This window comes from Cellulosilyticum sp. I15G10I2 (assembly GCF_900095725.1).
GTDB lineage: Bacteria > Bacillota > Clostridia > Lachnospirales > Cellulosilyticaceae > FMMP01.
Genome location: NZ_FMMP01000006.1, coordinates 618233 through 634596, shown reverse-complemented (window position 1 = coordinate 634596; position 16364 = coordinate 618233). Strand labels below are relative to the sequence as shown.

Below are 16364 nucleotides of genomic sequence, written 5' to 3'. Positions count from 1 at the left end.
ATACTGGAGAAATGTTATGAAAAACTTTATCAACTTAATTAATAATGCAATCTCTGATGGAACATTTATCAAATGTGCCTTTAGTAATCCCAGAAAAAACGATGGCTTCAAGAAAATCACTGCTGCCTACGTTACTATTAATGATGCATTATATATACAGTTTACTATGTTTAAGGATAATAAAGCATTTCATGAGAATATCGACTTAGAGAATATGAGTAGTTTTATAAACAGTCATTGTGTGGGGTTTAAACAAATACAGTTTTTTACTACTTTACATGATTATCATATATTAGTTAATAAAAAAGGAGAAGCAACTATTAAAGCCAAGCCTCCTACTCAAAAACTCCCAATCGCAATTTCTCATAATAGACAAAAAAGCTATATTCTAGATACGCCTTCTTCTGCTCCTTTTTTGAAAGCTTTGGATATTATGGATGCAAATGAGAAAATAAAACCCTCTAAATATGATAAGTACAAACAAATTAATCGCTATCTTGAAATTGTTTCAGATGTTCTTGAAGCACTTCCTAATGATCCTATACGTATTGTAGACTTTGGCTGTGGCAAATCTTATTTAACTTTTGCCCTATATCATTATTTAAATACCATACTTGGCAGAAAAGCTATGGTAATCGGACTCGATTTAAAAGAAGATGTCATTACCTTTTGTAATGATTTAGCAAAAAAACTACGTTATAATGATCTTATATTTCAAGTAGGTGATATCGGACATTATACAACTGATCAGCAAATTGATATGGTTGTTTCATTACATGCATGTAATACTGCTACTGACAGTGCCCTTGAAAAAGCTATAGGCTGGCAGTCAAAAGTTATACTCGCAGTTCCTTGTTGTCATCATGAAGCCTATACACAAATTCAAAATGATAATTTAGAACCTATTTTAAAATATGGACTTTTAAAGGAAAGAATAGCCGCACTTATGACAGATGGTTTGAGAGCCAATATTCTAGAAATAATAGGCTATAAAGTTGATGTAATAGAATTTATTGATATGGTACACACCCCAAAAAATATTTTGTTAAGAGCTGTTTTAAAAACATCTGCTTCATTTGATACGCTAAGCTATACAAAGTATCAAAATCTATGTGATACACTGAACCTTGATTTAAGTTTAGCAAGGCTATTAAACCTTCCTTCAGATCACCTTATTTAAAAAGAGGATGCCTTTATGCAAATAATTTATGATAAATTCAATCACCCATTTGCCACATTGTCAAATGTACGTTTTTTATTAGATATTGAAACAACCGGACTTTCCAAAACTAATGATTGTATTATCTGTATAGGTATTGTCTATAAAAAAAACGATATGTCTGTAAGTAGTATACAATGGTTTGCCGAAAATAGATCTGATGAAGTTAAAATCCTTAAAAGTTTTTTGGAATTTTGCACTGCTTATCAAAAAGTTTATACTTATAATGGTAAAAGGTTTGACATTCCATTCATCCTTGCAAGGCTTGAGTCTCATGGACTAAATTCTGACTCCTTTAAATCCCTTCTCTTTATAGATATGAAAGAAACGCTCTGTATACTAAACCCTAAAAGACTTTCTATTGAAAATGTTTTAGGCTATCAACGCAAAACATCTGTAACGGGTAAGGAACTTGTCTCACTCTATAAGCTCTTTGAAAACACACAATTAATAACCTATCAAACAATTATTTTAAATCATCATTTAGAAGAACTTGGCAGTTTACTCTCATTCTATGAATATTACAATACGCTCTACCAACTTTCAAGCTGCCAACTTATAGAGATTGCAAGAAATAACGACACTTTACAGATTGCCTTACAAGTAACTTTTAATTTTCACACACATTGTGATATTCAACTTGAAGGTACTAGTTTGAGTTGGCAGCCAAATACATCTATCATCTATTTGAAGATTATGCTCTATACCGGCGTATTTAAAAAATTTTTAACGCCTGCTAAAGATTATTATTTGATCAAAGGACAAAATCAATTGATTCATAAGTCTGTTGCACAATTCATTGCAAAAGATCTCAAAGTAAAAGTTTCTAAAAAACAATGTTTTGTTACTAAAGCAGGGACATTCATACGTATTTATACACCTTTTAAAATAACTTTTGATAAATGGTATAATGATAATGAAGCTTTATTTATTGAATATCAAGAAGATCCTAAACTTATAACTTTTATAATACAGCAAGTTGTCTACTTGTTAACTACTAGATAAAAATGTAAAAAAACAGGACTCTATCTTTTGAGTCCTGCCTTTTGGTAGAAAAATATTTTATAAGATTCAAACCCATAGTCTTGGCACATAATAATTTGTTCAGTACTTCCCACAAATAATATCCCATCATCTGCTAATGCCCTATTAAAGTTAGTATAGATTTGCTTTTTAGCTTCTTCTGTAAAATAAATAAGTACATTTCTACAAACAATCAAATCTATACTAGAAGGATAAGGATCTTTTAAGAGATTATGTTGCTTAAAGGTTATACACTCTTTAAGATTAGGTCTGATACTATATATACCCTTATTTTCAGTAAAATATTTTTCTTGAAACTCCTTGGGTACATTTGCTATACTTCGTCCTATATACTGACCAGCCCTAGCTTTTTCTAATACTTCTTTATCAAGATCTGTTGCTATAATATTGATTTGATTTAAAGGCATAAACTTTGATAGTACCATTGCTAACGAATACGGCTCATCTCCTGTAGAACATGCGGCGCTCCATATTTTAATCTGGCGCTTCTTCTGAAGGAGCAAAGGGAAAATCTGTTTCTCTAAAATATCCCATTGCGAAGGATTTCTAAAAAATTCCGTAACATTAATTGTAAGATACGTAACAAATTCCTGCAAACTCGATGCGTTAGATTTTAATAAAATGATGTATTCTGAATAATTATTACATTGGTTTTTTTTAACAATTGCATCAATACGTCTTTTCATTTGATTTTCTTTATAGGCACTTAAATTAATCCCAGTTAAATCCAACACTTGTATTTTAAATGTTTCGTAGTTCATTATCAGCCCCCCCTAAGTATTCATTTGATGAAGTTTTTGAATAACTTCCTCTATAACAGATGCTGGTGTAGAAGCTCCTGCCGTAATACCAACAACATTGCAATTATAAATCATTTCATGAGTGAGTTCATGTGCCTGTGCAATGCAATAACTGTCTTCACAATACTGTTTGCAAATTTCATATAACTTTAAAGTATTAGAACTATAAGGGCTTCCTATCACAAGCATACACTCTGCTTTTTGTGCAATGTTTACTGCTTCTTCTTGCCTTGCTTTTGTAGCATTACATATAGTATTAATATACTTATGCTGGTACCCTTCTGCCTCAAGATATTGTATGATGGGCGTTACTACTTCTTTCTTATAAGTCGTTTGTGCAACAAGTAAATATTTTGACACTTTTTTATTAAGATTTAAATCTATTAGATCTGCTAAATCCTTAACAATAAAGCATTTATTATGTGCCCAGCCATTAATTCCTTCAACTTCCGGATGTGTTTTATTCCCTATAATAATAATCTCGTATCCCTTAAGAAAATATTCTTCTACTAATCTATGAATTTTTTTTACATAAGGGCAAGTTGCATCAACTAATGTAATATTCTTTTCTTTTGCTGATTGATAAACCTTAGGGGTAACACCATGAGAACGTATAATAAGTGTATCAACCTCTTTATCCTCTAACTGATTAATAGGGCTAATACCCTTTTCTATAAGATTATTAATCACTACATCATTATGAATAATCGGTCCAAATGTATAGGTGTTTAAAGTGTTTTGATACTTATATGCCATATCAACAGCTCTTTTTACACCAAAACAAAATCCAGCAGTCTTTGCAAGTATAATGTTCATATTGATCAGCTCCCAAGTTAGTGTTCTATAATGAAGCTCATAATTTTATCTACAATTTCATCTATTCCTAATAAAGTTGTATCAATTTCAACGGCATCATCAGCTTTTTTGAGCGGCGAAATCTCCCGGTTTGAATCCTGATAATCTCGCTCTATAATTTCTTGAGTAAGTTCTTCTAGCGTAACATTTACCCCTTTATTGTGATACTCCTCAAACCTTCTTTTTGCCCTCTCAACTACAGAAGCTGTAAGGAAAACCTTAAGCGTAGCATCTGGCATTACAACAGTTCCTATATCTCTACCATCCATTACAACTGATTTTTCGCTTTGCATTTGCCGTTGTTGCCTAACTAGAGCAGTTCTTACCTCTTTATAAGTAGCTACTTTAGATGCTGCTGCTGCAACTTCATCTGTTCTAATCTCCCTACTGATATCTCTGCCATTTAAATAAATTGCCTGCTGATTATCTTGTGCATAAATATCTATTTGCAGCTCACTAATCACACTATTTACTGCCTTTTCATCATAATAGTCAATATTATTTTGGATACAATATAAGCCCACTGCTCTATACATGGCTCCCGTATCAATATAAATACATCCTATTCTTTTAGCTAGTACTTTAGCTATAGTACTTTTTCCTGCTCCAGCAGGGCCATCAATAGCAATTGAAATCTTTTTCATAGAATACTCCTTTATTTCATTAAATCAACACGCAAACATTTTGCACGTCTTAAGTACTGATGTTTAACATTATGTGTATTTAAACCCTCGGCATCTGCCAATATTGAAACACGTATACACTTTTCAAGTGAACCTTTTACATACATTTCTTGGAAGCACATAAGTGCAGCAGCAGTAAGTCCCATCTCCCTGGCTGCAACAGCAGGATATACTTCGTCCAAATCTTTAGTTGTACTAAACAGAATTTGGATAATTTGATCTATTTGAAGATTGTTGGAATCAATAATTGCTTCGATCATTTCTTTTGTAGCTTGCAAAATCTCAGTCTTTGAATTGTGGTCTGTTGTAATAGCTCCACGTATACTTATCATACTCATAAAATTCTCCTCTATTATAATCATTTGTAAAAACTAATTTATTTTTCAATCTGCTTCTAAAGGTGAAGAATAAATATCTTTTTGTGAGTCATCATATACTTCATATTCTACCCATATATTTTCTAAGTTTTCAAGATTAGCTGCAATTTCATCTTTTTTCTTAAGGCTAACTGCCACAATAATAGCATTAATAATACTAAGTGGTGCAACTAGAGAATCTACAAACGAAATCATTTCACTTCTGCCTACTAACGTATAGTCTGAATAACTTGCTATAGGCGCAATATAGCTATCTGTAATGGCTATAATACTAGCTTCCTTACTTTTTGCAAACTCCAACGCTTTAAGTACTCTTTTTGAATATCTGGGAAAGCTTATCCCAATAATAACATCATTTTTATCAATACGATGAATAATCTCAAACATTTCACTTATACTATTTGTACTTATAAGTTTAATATTATCAAATATAATATTAAAATAAAAACCCAAAAAATTAGCAAGACCAGCACTGCTTCTCACGCCTAATATATAAATAGTCTTTGCCTTTAGTATTTTATCTACAGCCTGATCAAAAGCTATTTCATCTATCTGCTCTCTCGTATAACGTATTTTCTCTTCATCTGTTTGCAGTACACTTTTTAAAACATGCTGCATGTTGATTCTATCAGTAGTTACTTCTAATCTTTGCATAGCAGTTAACTTACTTTTAACAAGCTCTTCTAAGGCTTCCTGGAATTTCGGATAGCCATCGTAACCTAATTCATTTGCAAAACGTACAACTGTAGACTCGCTTACCCCTACTATTGTACCTAACTTTGCAGCTGTTAAATAAACTGCTTTTTCATAGTGTTCTAAAACATAATTTGCAATCAGCTTTTGTCCCTTGCTTAGTTGCAACATGTTTTTTCTAATCCTATGAATCAAATCATTCTTATTCATATTGCTTATCCTTTCATTTTATATTCCTATTCTAATGATATCATGGTCTATTATATCATACCCTTTTTATAAAAGAAATGAAAAAGACAGTGTAAAAATCACACTGTCTTTTAATAGAATATTCTCTTTATACTGGATACGTTTTAAGTTTTGAATCTGCAATATTAGGATCCACTTTAGTCTGCTGGGCTTCTCTATATTTAAAGAAATCTGTAGCTACTTGTGGGAAAAGCGCATAAGTTAAAACATCTTCCTCCTGCATCTTATACATTCCCATTTCTTTTTCTAATTTTTCAAGCTCAGGCTGAATTAAATCAGCTGGTCTACATGTAATACGTTCTTCACTACCAATAATTTTTTTGATAACTTCTTCTGAAATAGGAACAGGCGTTCTCCCATATTCACCTTTTACAATGCCCTTAGATTCTTTAGATACCATCTTATACCGTTCTCCGGCTAATACATTAAATACAGCTTGAGTCCCAACAATTTGACTTGTAGGCGTTACAAGCGGCAAATAACCAAAGTCAGCACGCACCCTTGGTATTTCTTGTAATACTTCATAATATTTATCTTCAGCATTCTGCTGTTTCAGTTGTGATACAAGATTTGAAAGCATACCCCCTGGCACTTGATAACGTAATGTATTAATATCTACTTCAAGCATCTTTGTACTCATAAGCCCACTCTTAAGAGCTTCTTCTCTAAGTGGTCTAAAGTACTCTGTTATATCCGTTAATGCCTCTGAATCAATTCCGGTATCATAAGGAGTACCTTTAAAGGTTGCTACTAGTACTTCTGTAGCAGGCTGTGAAGTTCCCATTGCAAGTGGTGACATTGCTGTATCAATAATATCACAGCCTGCTTCTATAGCTTTGAGATAAGTCATAGCTGCTACCCCACTTGTATAATGTGTATGAAGCTGGATAGGCAGATTAGGTACTGCTGCTTTTAAAGCACCTACGAGTTCTGCAGCTTTATAGGGTACTAAAAGTCCCGCCATATCTTTAATACAAATAGAATTTGCTCCCATTTGTTCAATCTCTTTAGCAAGATTTACATAATAGTCAAGTGTATGTACATCGCTTATTGTATAAGAGATTGCAACTTGAGCGTGCCCCTTTTCTTTATTAGCAGCCTGTACTGCTGTTTGTAAGTTTCTCAAATCATTTAAGGCATCAAAGATACGAATAATATCTATACCATTTGCTATACTTTTTTGAACAAAATACTCTACTACATCATCTGCATAGTGTCGGTAGCCCAATATATTTTGTCCTCTAAAAAGCATTTGAAGTTTAGTATTTTTAGCTTCATTTCTAATCTTTCTAAGTCTATCCCATGGATCTTCTTTCAAGAAACGCAGTGAAGCATCAAATGTTGCACCACCCCATACTTCTAAAGCATGAAAACCCACCTTATCCATTTTTGATACAATAGGAATAATTTGCTCAGTCGTCATTCTAGTAGCAATAAGCGATTGATGCGCATCACGAAGCGTTGTATCCATTATTTTAACAGGTCTAGTCTCTACATTAGACATCTTATAACCTCCTTTAGTTTCCATAGATTGATAATAATATACCTGCTGCAATAGCTGACCCAATAACACCTGCTACATTAGGACCCATAGCATGCATTAGTAAGAAGTTAGAAGGGCAGTCCTCTTGTCCAACCTTTTGTACTACACGAGCTGCCATAGGAACCGCTGAAACACCTGCCGCTCCAAGAAGAGGATTAATCTTTTTACCACTCATATAATACATAATCTTTCCGAACAATACGCCACTTCCTGTCCCAACACAAAAAGCTGCAAGGCCTAATATAATAATGCCAGCTGTCTGTGGTGTTAAAAAAGTATCAGCCTTTGTAGTTGCACCTACAGTAAGTCCTAATAAAATGGTTACTATTGACATTAAAGCATTACTTGCTACGTCTGCAAGTCTGTTGGTTGCAGCCACTTCTTTTAAAAGATTACCAAACATAAGCATTCCGATCAGTGTACTAGCTGAAGGTAATAATAACGAAACAATAATAGTAACTGCAATAGGGAATACTATTTTTTCAACACGTGATACAGGTCTTAGTTGCTCCATCTTTACCATACGCTGCTCTTTAGTTGTTAAAGCTCTCATAATAGGTGGCTGGATAACAGGTACTAATGCCATATAAGAATATGCTGCAACAGCAATTGAACCTAAAAGATGTGGTGCCAGTTTAACCGTTAAATAGATCGCAGTCGGGCCATCTGCCCCACCTATAATACCAATAGAAGCAGCTTCTGATGGTGTAAAACCTAATAATAAGGCTCCTAAAAAAGCAAAGAAAATACCAAACTGTGCCGCTGCTCCTAATAGCAAGCTTTTAGGGTTTGCAATAAGTGGTCCAAAATCAGTCATTGCACCTACTCCAACAAAAATAAGTGGCGGATAGATGCCCAGATCTTTACCGTACTTTAAGTAGTAGAATAACCCCCCTGGCTCGTTAGCACTTTTGGCTGAATCTATAATTCCAGTTGCAGGTAAGTTAACAAGCAACATACCAAAAGCAATAGGAACAAGTAATAAAGGTTCAAATCCTTTAGCGATAGCAAGGTATAGTAATACACAGGCTACAGCAATCATGATAATATATCGCCAATCTGACAAATGTGCAAAACCTGAATCAAGTGCAAATTCTTTGATTGACTCTATAAATATACTGCCTATATTCATTGTTAATGTTCCTCCTTTTTAAAATATGGGTATGGAACTAGTTAATAGTTACAATAACATCATTCGTCTCAACCATAGCGCCTGTTGTTACATTTACGGATGCAATAGTTCCGCTTTTTGATGCAAAAATTTCGTTTTCCATTTTCATAGCTTCTAAAACAGCTACTAAATCCCCTTCATTAATCGTTTGTCCAACAGCTACTTTTACGCCTACAATTTTCCCTGGCATAGGTGCGCCTACCTTTACAGCATTAGCTGGCACCGCTGCTGGTACTGCTTTTGGAGCTGCTGGCGCAGCCGTTGGTGCTGATGCCGGTGCTGCAGATGGCGAAAAGCTTCCACCTATTTCTTCTACTTCTACTTCATATGCATTACCATTAACAGTTACTTGAAATTTTTTCATAGTTAAAGTCCTCCTCATCATTCTCACTTGATTTTTATTTATCTTGTTTTACGCTCAACTTTTCTTAAAGATCTTACTTGAAGCTTATCAGATGTTGTTCCCATACTTGCAGCTATAACAGCAGTAATAACTGCAACGAGCTCAAGATCATCAGATCTTTTTTCTGCCACTGGCACCACCGGTACTGTGCTAGTTAATTTTGGTTCCATTTTTGCTTGGCTTTTTGCCCCTGCATTTTCTATAGATGCTACTATTTTACTTATTATACGAATAATTAAAATAAGTAATACAAGTGTCGCAAAAACAATACTAACTCCGATTAAAAATGTACTTAATCCTTCTACAAATTGATTGAAATTTGCATTAAAATCCATTGTTTTCACCTACCTTATACTGTTGGGTGTTTTTTATATAACGTATCTACTTGTTTTGTAGATAATATTTCTAATGCTGCTATAACTCTTTTTCTTGTGGCTGCCGGCTCAATGATATCATCAATATATCCTCTAGCCGCTACTGCATAGGCACTGCTATTTAAATGTTCATATTCAGCAATCTTCTGACTAAGCACTTCACTCGCTACGGATGCATTCTTAATTTCATCATCATATATAATTTTAACAGCACTCTCTGCATTTAAAGTAGAAACTTTAGCTGTTGGCCATGCATAAACATAATCAGCTCCTATATGTTTACTATTCATCGCTATATAGCTGCTGCCAAAAGCTTCATTTAAAATAACATTGATTTTAGGCACTGTCGCATTTGCAAAAGCATGCACTAATTTACTGCACTCTTTAATTATCCCCAGCTTTTCAGTGAGAAGCGTAGATGTAAAACGAGTGGCCTGAGTCAGTGTAACGACTGGAATATTAAAGCCATCACACAAACTGACGAACTTAGTCATCTTTTTTACTGCATGATAATCCACTGTAGATGTTATATTAGCAATAACCCCTACAGTTCCACCATTCATACGTGCAAAAGCTGTTAACGCATCAGCCCCATATTTACTATTAAGTTCTAAATATTCTCCATTATCAACAATAGATGCTACAATATCTTTAACTTGATTTGCAGAAAAATCAAATTGATTAAGGTTTGCATCCATTCTATTAATATCATCTGTTACATTATAAAATGGAACGTCTTCTGAATTACTCTGTGGTAGATATGTAATAAGATTTCTTACCTCTCTTATTACGTCTGTTTCTTGATCGGCAATAAAACTCGCAAGTCCACTTTCTTCAAAATGCACTTTGGCTGTTGCAATATGATCAAAGTCTGCTGATTTATCATCAATAGTATTCGGGCTATTTAAAAACATTCTTGCTGTTTTGGCTGGCATGAACACGAAATCTGAGAGTCCTGCTATAAATGCTGCACCTCCCGCGCAGTCTCCACATACAATTGCAATCTGTGGAATGACGCCTGAAGCATTAGTCATTTGCATAAATATTGAGCCATATCCTTCTAGTGCATCTATCGATTCCTGCAGTCTTATCCCTACAGTATCTAGTATACCGATAACCGGTACACCCATCTTAAGTGCATCATTGTAAATTCTTACAATTTTCTTAGCGTGCATTTCACCTATAGCACCACCTAAGACATTTGCATCTTGACTATACACATATACAGGATTTCCATTAATAGTACCATATCCAGACACTAAACCATCAGCTGGTGTATCTAGAACACCCATGTTGAATGCTGTACTTTTGCTGCGAATAAACGCTCCTATTTCAACAAAACTGTTCTCATCAAGTAAGTTTGTAATCCTGTCTCTTGCTGATAGCTTGCCTTTAGCAAGTGACACTTTTTTAGCATCTTCATTGCCACTATTTTCTATAGCAGCTCTTCGAGATTCTAATTCAGATAATTTTTCTAAAGTGCTCATCTAATACCCTCCATTTAAAATTATTTAAAACAAAGTGCAAAAATCGCCATTTATAGTATACTAGAGTATTTTGCAATACGCAACCTAAATAGGAAATATTGCATACCATTAAATATATTCTTAATATTCGTCGTTTATAATCATTTACTAAAACTTTCCTATCTAAGAGTGACAGTTTTTTATAACAACATATAAATTCGGACATGACTTATATGTATTTTTTAAAGAAAGATTAAATACATTAACAGAACGGTCATAAAAGTTTGATAAATAGGTATCAATCTTTTGATACTCCTTATTGCCTTCATCATGCCCTTGATAAGTCATGATCGTCAAAATACCACCATCTGCAAGTCGCTCAATCGTCTTCTCTATAGCCAGCATACTTGTCTCACACCTTGTTACTATCTTTTTATCCCCTTTTGGCAAGTAGCCTAGATTAAACATAGCAATATTTATTTTATCTATATACTTATCAATATGATGATGTGAATCTAAAATGAGCTCTACATGTTTATTACACTCCCCGGCGAGATTATTCCCAGTATTAATTGCTTCCTGCTGTATGTCGAATCCTATAACCCTTTCAACCGTTTCAAGCTGCATTAAAAATGCTAAATCCAATCCATTACCAACTGTGCCATCTACAGCAACTAGATTGTTTTTATTTAGACCTTTTAAATGACTCCTAATGATTTGGTGTGCATTAGAAGTCATATTACGCTCAAACATGAATACCCCCTATTTTCTTTAGATAGTTCACTTCATCTTCTGTAAGCTTTCTATATTGTCCTATTAATAGATCATCTAATGTGATTTCACCTATAGAAACGCGCATCAACTTAAGTACACTATGGCCTACCGCTTCACACATTTTTCTAATTTGCCTATTTCTTCCCTCATGTATAGTCATAGACAAATAGGTCATACTTTGGTTTCCTTCAATGATTTCCACCATAGCAGGAGCAGTTATTTTACCGTCAATAATTACTCCTTTTCTTAATTTTTCTATCGCCCAGCCCTCAACCTTCCCTTTTACTTTAACATGATAAGTCTTATTGACATGATATTTCGGATGAGTAAGTCCATAGGTCAAATCTCCATCATTTGTTAGAAGCAGAAGCCCTGATGTATTATAATCGAGTCTTCCAATCGGGTAAATTCTTGTACCTATCTCTTGAAAAAAATCTAAAACAGTTGCCCTGTCTTTTTCATCCTTAACGGTAGTTACATAACCTATAGGTTTATTTAAAGCATAATATTGATACGATTGCTCATCTTTAATGACCTTATCATCCCACATTATGCAATCATCCTCATTGACCTTTGTACCAAGTTCTGTGATAACTACTCCATTAACCTGTACCCTTCCTTGCAGTATATACTCTTCACACTTTCTTCTTGATGCCACCCCACAGCTTGCAAGGTATTTTTGTAATCTCATAAAATCCCCCTTTTGGGTATATTATTTCATTTTAAACCACTTTTTGATATAATCGATAACTGTTGCTTTTCTAACATCATTTTGTGCCTTTAAACTTGCTTGTGCCAATGTATTGCTTTCGTATAAGATTTCTACGCGCCCTACAATTTCTCCTTTTTCTACTGGGGCATTTATTGAAGTCGGTATTACTTTTTTAAGGACTACATTCTGCTTTTCTTCTTTAGAAAGCGGTAAGGTTACTTTTTCGCTGCATTCTAAAGTCAAAGTATCTGGCACGCCTTTCTTTACAGCTATACTTGCATAGTCTTTTTGAGGAACAATGACATCATACTTTTTATAATGGTGAAACCCATAGTCCATTAGTGTCATAACATCCCTGTATTTTTGATTTTTACCTTTATTTCCCCATCCTGCCGCTAGTGCCACTCCTATTAGCTGCATACCTTCTTGATTTGCAGAACCCACAAAACAATGTCCTGCTTTGTTTGTAAAACCTGTCTTCATACCTGTTGCGCCTTTATAGCTATATATAAAACGGTTCTTATTTTGCAGTCCATGTGATTTGCTTCCTTCTAATTTTTGTGTCGGAATGTTAATACTTGTTGTGGTAATAATTTTTACTAGCTTAGGATTTGAAAGGGCATACGCTCCTATTAATGCTAAATCATATGCTGTTGTATAATGCTCTGCTGCATCTAGTCCATTAGGCGTCTTAAAACATGTATTTTGAGCACCTATCTCTTTAGCCTTCATTGTCATCATATTGCAAAATTCTTCTACTGAACCGCCTATATGTTCTGCAATGGCTACTGCCGTATCATTATGTGATTCTAACATGAGTGAATAAAGCAAATCACCAAGTCTTTGTTTTTCATTGGGCTTAAGATGCAGTTTAACTGCTGGGGCTCTCGCAGCTCTTTGAGATACTGTAACAATATCCTCTAAATGGCCTTTTTCTAAGGCTACAATACATGTCATGATTTTGGTTGTACTTGCCATGGGCATCGTTGCATAAGCGTTTTTTTCAAACAGTACCCTTTTACTATCTTGTTCGATTAATACTGCTCCTTTAGAATGAATCTTCTGTTTAAGATCATCAGCATATAAGTGTGAGGATGAAAAAATAATTGTGCTAGATAGTATGATTGCTATAAGTTGTTTCATAAACTTGCTCCTTTATAATGAAATAATTACTTATGTAAAATCATCCCTCATCTTACTAACTTTTATTCATTCTTTATGGATTATGCGCAGCAAATACAAAACGTCACATCTTGTTATCCTCTTCATAATAATTCATTTCTTCTCTTATCTCATCTTTAAACCGCTGTAATAACTCTTCTTTAATTTTAGGAAGTCCGTCCAAATTTTTAAATCCAAAGTGTCTTAAGAAATCATGGGTTGTCCCAAATAAAATAGGTCTGCCAATAACATTAAGTCTCCCCACTTCTTCGATAAGGTTATACTCTACTAACCTGCTGAGTGCATGTTCACATCTTACCCCTCGTATATCTTCTATTTGTGTACGGGTAATAGGCTGCGAATAAGCTATAATAGATAACGTTTCAATAAGCGCTTGTGTAAGCATATTCTTTATAGGCTTTTGTCTTAACTTTTGTATATAACTGGTATGTTTAGGTGCTGTACACATTTGATAGCCATCATCCACTTCTATGACTTCTATCCCACTGTTCGTTGCTTTATAGATTTCATTAAGTTTATAAACAGCCATATGCATTGTAATTTCTTCTGCATCACATATTTCACACAATCTCTCTTTTGATATTACATCTCCAGAATAGAAAAGCAATGCTTCTATAAGGCTTTCAAGTTCAGTTTTCATCACACTCACACCCTCCGGTTATTACTATATCTCCTAGTGGATCTACTTGCGTAATTATTATTTTTTTCTTATGTACGAGTTCTAATAACGCCATGAATGAGACTATCAGTTCAATCTTGGGCATATTTTTATCACATATTTCAAAAAAGCTTGTTTTTTGATTTAGCTTAATCAGTTGAAGAATATAAATGCTTTTTTGTTCAATTGTATAAACATCTTTTCTTAAAATATTATAGTCTATTTTTTTATCTGATTTCTCACGTATTTCCCACTCTTTCTGTTTAATAAGTTCTTGAAAAGTACGATATAAACCTTGTAATGTTACATTTTCTAAGATTTCATCATAGGGTATAGAAACTTCTGGAATATCTATATGTGCTGATGAATTTCTAAAACAATATGTATAGGAGGCAGATTGACATTCATGAAGTTTATCTGAAACATACTTAAATTTTTTATATTCGAGTAGCTTTCTTACTAGTTCCTCTCTTGGATCTTCCTCTGACTCCTCCTCTACTTTTGTCTGCTTAGGCAGCAACATTTTTGATTTAATGAGAAGTAAGTTTGATGCCATTACAATAAAATCACTTAGTTGCTCGAGTTCAATTTGAGAAGAATCTTCAAGATACTCCATGTATTGATCTGTAATAGCAGAAATTTCAATATCATAAATATTCATTTTGTTTTTTTCAATAAGATATAATAATAAATCTAACGGCCCTTCAAAATCTTGCAATTTAAATGTTACGGACACTTATATTTCCTCCTGCATATTTTACATGCTTCACAAACATGCTACTAATATATATTTAGTGTATAGCCTACTTATTATTTATGCAAGAGTAAAAATAAAAGCATAATTAGATATGGGCACTAATTATGCTTTTACGCCATTATTTTGATAAACTAAAGTATCTCCTATACATATAGGGCAGCATATCTTTTAGTTTTGCCTTCCCTACATTATACGCGGCTACAACTGGCGCCTCTCCTACTTTATTCCCCTCTAGATAATATGTGATAATACCTATCTTATCTCCTTTTGTAATCGGGGCACATAAGTTATTATCATATTTAACTTCATAAGTTAACTCTATATTTGCATTATCTTTTCCAACTACAAATGCTTTCGTTTCTTCTGTAACGCCTTCAACAAGGGCTTTATCTCCTTTTTTAATGGGCGTTTTGCCAACTACGGTTCCTATTTGCGGTCCTGTCTTAACCATATAATTTGCGAAGCCATAGTCTAGAAGCTGACCTGCTTCTTGAAATCTTGTTTTGCCATCTGCCGCCCCCATAACTACGGCAATAAGCCCCATGCCACCACGAGTTGCTGTTGCACTTACACAATGTTTAGCCTCTGGAGTGTACCCCGTTTTAAGCCCTGTTATACCTTTGTACCATTTAATCATTTTATTTGTATTTGAAAGACCAAACTCTGACTCTCCCCGTCTGGTCTTGTGGATAATTGTATCCATCCAAATTGTCAAAACTTTAGAGAGTTCGGGATATTTTTTCATAAGTTCCCGCGACATCAGCGCAATATCATAGGCAGTTGAAACATGCCCTTCTGTGTGGAGTCCACATGCATTTTTAAAGACTGTTTGATTCATCCCTAATTCTTTAGCCCGTCGATTCATCATTTCCACAAATTTCTCTTCACTTCCTGCAATATATTCTCCCATCGCAACAGCTGCATCGTTTGCTGATGCAATACAAATACATTTCACTAAGTCTCTGACCGTCTGCTCTTCACCTGGTTCCATAAAAACTTGTGATCCACCCATATGTGCTGCATGTTCACTTATTGTCACCCTATCATCCCATGTTATCTTTCCTGACGCTATTGCATCATTTATAAGCAAAAGTGTCATGATCTTGGTAATACTAGCCGGTGGTAGTGGGACATCTTTATTACTATCAAGTAATATTTTGCCGCTGGATTCTTCTATCAGGACATAACTTCTAGCTGTAGCCGCTATAGATTCTTTTGGTTTATCAGCCGTAGCATGTAATGATTGTGATGTTACCATTATGCTTATTAACATACTTACTATCAGTATCTTCTTCATAAGTACCTCCTTATTATTATTCCCCTTGTAGTATTTGTCATTTTATAGAAAATATACTTTACTTGAGCTTTTCTATTGATAAAAAATAAGCAGCCCTTAACGAGCTG

General features: G+C 34.2%; 18 protein-coding genes. 2 read left to right on the top strand and 16 right to left on the bottom strand.

Annotated elements, in window-relative coordinates:
• Nucleotides 1-16 precede the first annotated feature (16 nt).
• The gene (locus BN3326_RS03015) at nucleotides 17-1180 is read left to right on the top strand and encodes a class I SAM-dependent methyltransferase (protein ID WP_069997626.1); all 1164 of its coding nucleotides are present in this window, start codon (nucleotides 17-19) and stop codon (nucleotides 1178-1180) included.
• A 15-nt stretch (nucleotides 1181-1195) separates the two neighbouring features.
• A complete protein-coding gene (locus BN3326_RS03010) occupies nucleotides 1196-2224 on the top strand; it encodes a ribonuclease H-like domain-containing protein (RefSeq protein ID WP_069997625.1) in 1029 nt (342 codons plus the stop codon).
• A 20-nt stretch (nucleotides 2225-2244) separates the two neighbouring features.
• Here the strand turns inward: BN3326_RS03010 and BN3326_RS03005 are convergent, their stop codons facing one another.
• The 16 genes from BN3326_RS03005 to BN3326_RS02930 form a co-directional block, all read right to left on the bottom strand.
• The gene (locus BN3326_RS03005; RefSeq protein ID WP_069997624.1) at nucleotides 2245-3024 is read right to left on the bottom strand and encodes a CheR family methyltransferase; all 780 of its coding nucleotides are present in this window, start codon (nucleotides 3022-3024) and stop codon (nucleotides 2245-2247) included.
• Between the two features lie 12 nt (nucleotides 3025-3036).
• Entirely contained in the window at nucleotides 3037-3879 is an 843-nt protein-coding gene (ispH, locus tag BN3326_RS03000; RefSeq protein WP_069997623.1) for a 4-hydroxy-3-methylbut-2-enyl diphosphate reductase, read from the bottom strand.
• Between the two features lie 17 nt (nucleotides 3880-3896).
• Entirely contained in the window at nucleotides 3897-4562 is a 666-nt protein-coding gene (cmk, locus tag BN3326_RS02995; RefSeq protein ID WP_069997622.1) for a (d)CMP kinase, read from the bottom strand.
• Nucleotides 4563-4573: 11 nt separating this feature from the next.
• Entirely contained in the window at nucleotides 4574-4939 is a 366-nt protein-coding gene (gene aroH / locus BN3326_RS02990; protein WP_207646299.1) for a chorismate mutase, read from the bottom strand.
• A 45-nt stretch (nucleotides 4940-4984) separates the two neighbouring features.
• Entirely contained in the window at nucleotides 4985-5881 is an 897-nt protein-coding gene (locus BN3326_RS02985; protein WP_069997621.1) for a MurR/RpiR family transcriptional regulator, read from the bottom strand.
• A 127-nt stretch (nucleotides 5882-6008) separates the two neighbouring features.
• Nucleotides 6009-7424 carry an oxaloacetate decarboxylase subunit alpha gene (locus BN3326_RS02980; protein WP_069997620.1) on the bottom strand — a complete coding sequence of 472 codons (1416 nt, stop codon included), beginning with the start codon at nucleotides 7422-7424 and terminating at the stop codon, nucleotides 6009-6011.
• 13 nt (nucleotides 7425-7437) lie between these two features.
• Nucleotides 7438-8595 carry a sodium ion-translocating decarboxylase subunit beta gene (locus BN3326_RS02975; protein ID WP_069997619.1) on the bottom strand — a complete coding sequence of 386 codons (1158 nt, stop codon included), beginning with the start codon at nucleotides 8593-8595 and terminating at the stop codon, nucleotides 7438-7440.
• Between the two features lie 37 nt (nucleotides 8596-8632).
• On the bottom strand, nucleotides 8633-8998 hold the full coding sequence (locus BN3326_RS02970) for a biotin/lipoyl-containing protein (protein ID WP_069997618.1): 366 nt from the start codon (nucleotides 8996-8998) through the stop codon (nucleotides 8633-8635).
• Nucleotides 8999-9036: 38 nt separating this feature from the next.
• A complete protein-coding gene (locus BN3326_RS02965) occupies nucleotides 9037-9372 on the bottom strand; it encodes an OadG family transporter subunit (protein ID WP_069997617.1) in 336 nt (111 codons plus the stop codon).
• A gap of 14 nt (nucleotides 9373-9386) precedes the next feature.
• The gene (locus tag BN3326_RS02960) at nucleotides 9387-10898 is read right to left on the bottom strand and encodes an acyl-CoA carboxylase subunit beta (protein WP_069997616.1); all 1512 of its coding nucleotides are present in this window, start codon (nucleotides 10896-10898) and stop codon (nucleotides 9387-9389) included.
• A gap of 162 nt (nucleotides 10899-11060) precedes the next feature.
• Complete coding sequence (locus BN3326_RS02955; RefSeq protein ID WP_069997615.1) at nucleotides 11061-11630, bottom strand: tRNA 5-(aminomethyl)-2-thiouridylate-methyltransferase MnmM; 570 nt, start codon at nucleotides 11628-11630, stop codon at nucleotides 11061-11063.
• The gene (locus BN3326_RS02950; RefSeq protein ID WP_069997614.1) at nucleotides 11623-12342 is read right to left on the bottom strand and encodes a pseudouridine synthase; all 720 of its coding nucleotides are present in this window, start codon (nucleotides 12340-12342) and stop codon (nucleotides 11623-11625) included. The genes BN3326_RS02955 and BN3326_RS02950 overlap by 8 nt, the downstream gene beginning before the upstream one ends.
• A gap of 21 nt (nucleotides 12343-12363) precedes the next feature.
• Nucleotides 12364-13506 carry a D-alanyl-D-alanine carboxypeptidase family protein gene (locus BN3326_RS02945; RefSeq protein WP_069997613.1) on the bottom strand — a complete coding sequence of 381 codons (1143 nt, stop codon included), beginning with the start codon at nucleotides 13504-13506 and terminating at the stop codon, nucleotides 12364-12366.
• Between the two features lie 103 nt (nucleotides 13507-13609).
• Nucleotides 13610-14185, bottom strand: coding sequence for an SMC-Scp complex subunit ScpB (gene scpB, locus BN3326_RS02940; RefSeq protein WP_069997612.1), 576 nt, complete (start codon nucleotides 14183-14185; stop codon nucleotides 13610-13612).
• Nucleotides 14175-14939: a segregation and condensation protein A gene (locus tag BN3326_RS02935; RefSeq protein WP_069997611.1), complete on the bottom strand. Its 765-nt coding sequence runs from the start codon at nucleotides 14937-14939 to the stop codon at nucleotides 14175-14177. The genes scpB and BN3326_RS02935 overlap by 11 nt, the downstream gene beginning before the upstream one ends.
• A 139-nt stretch (nucleotides 14940-15078) precedes the next feature.
• Nucleotides 15079-16257 carry a D-alanyl-D-alanine carboxypeptidase family protein gene (locus tag BN3326_RS02930; RefSeq protein ID WP_069997610.1) on the bottom strand — a complete coding sequence of 393 codons (1179 nt, stop codon included), beginning with the start codon at nucleotides 16255-16257 and terminating at the stop codon, nucleotides 15079-15081.
• Between the last annotated feature and the right edge of the window lie 107 nt (nucleotides 16258-16364).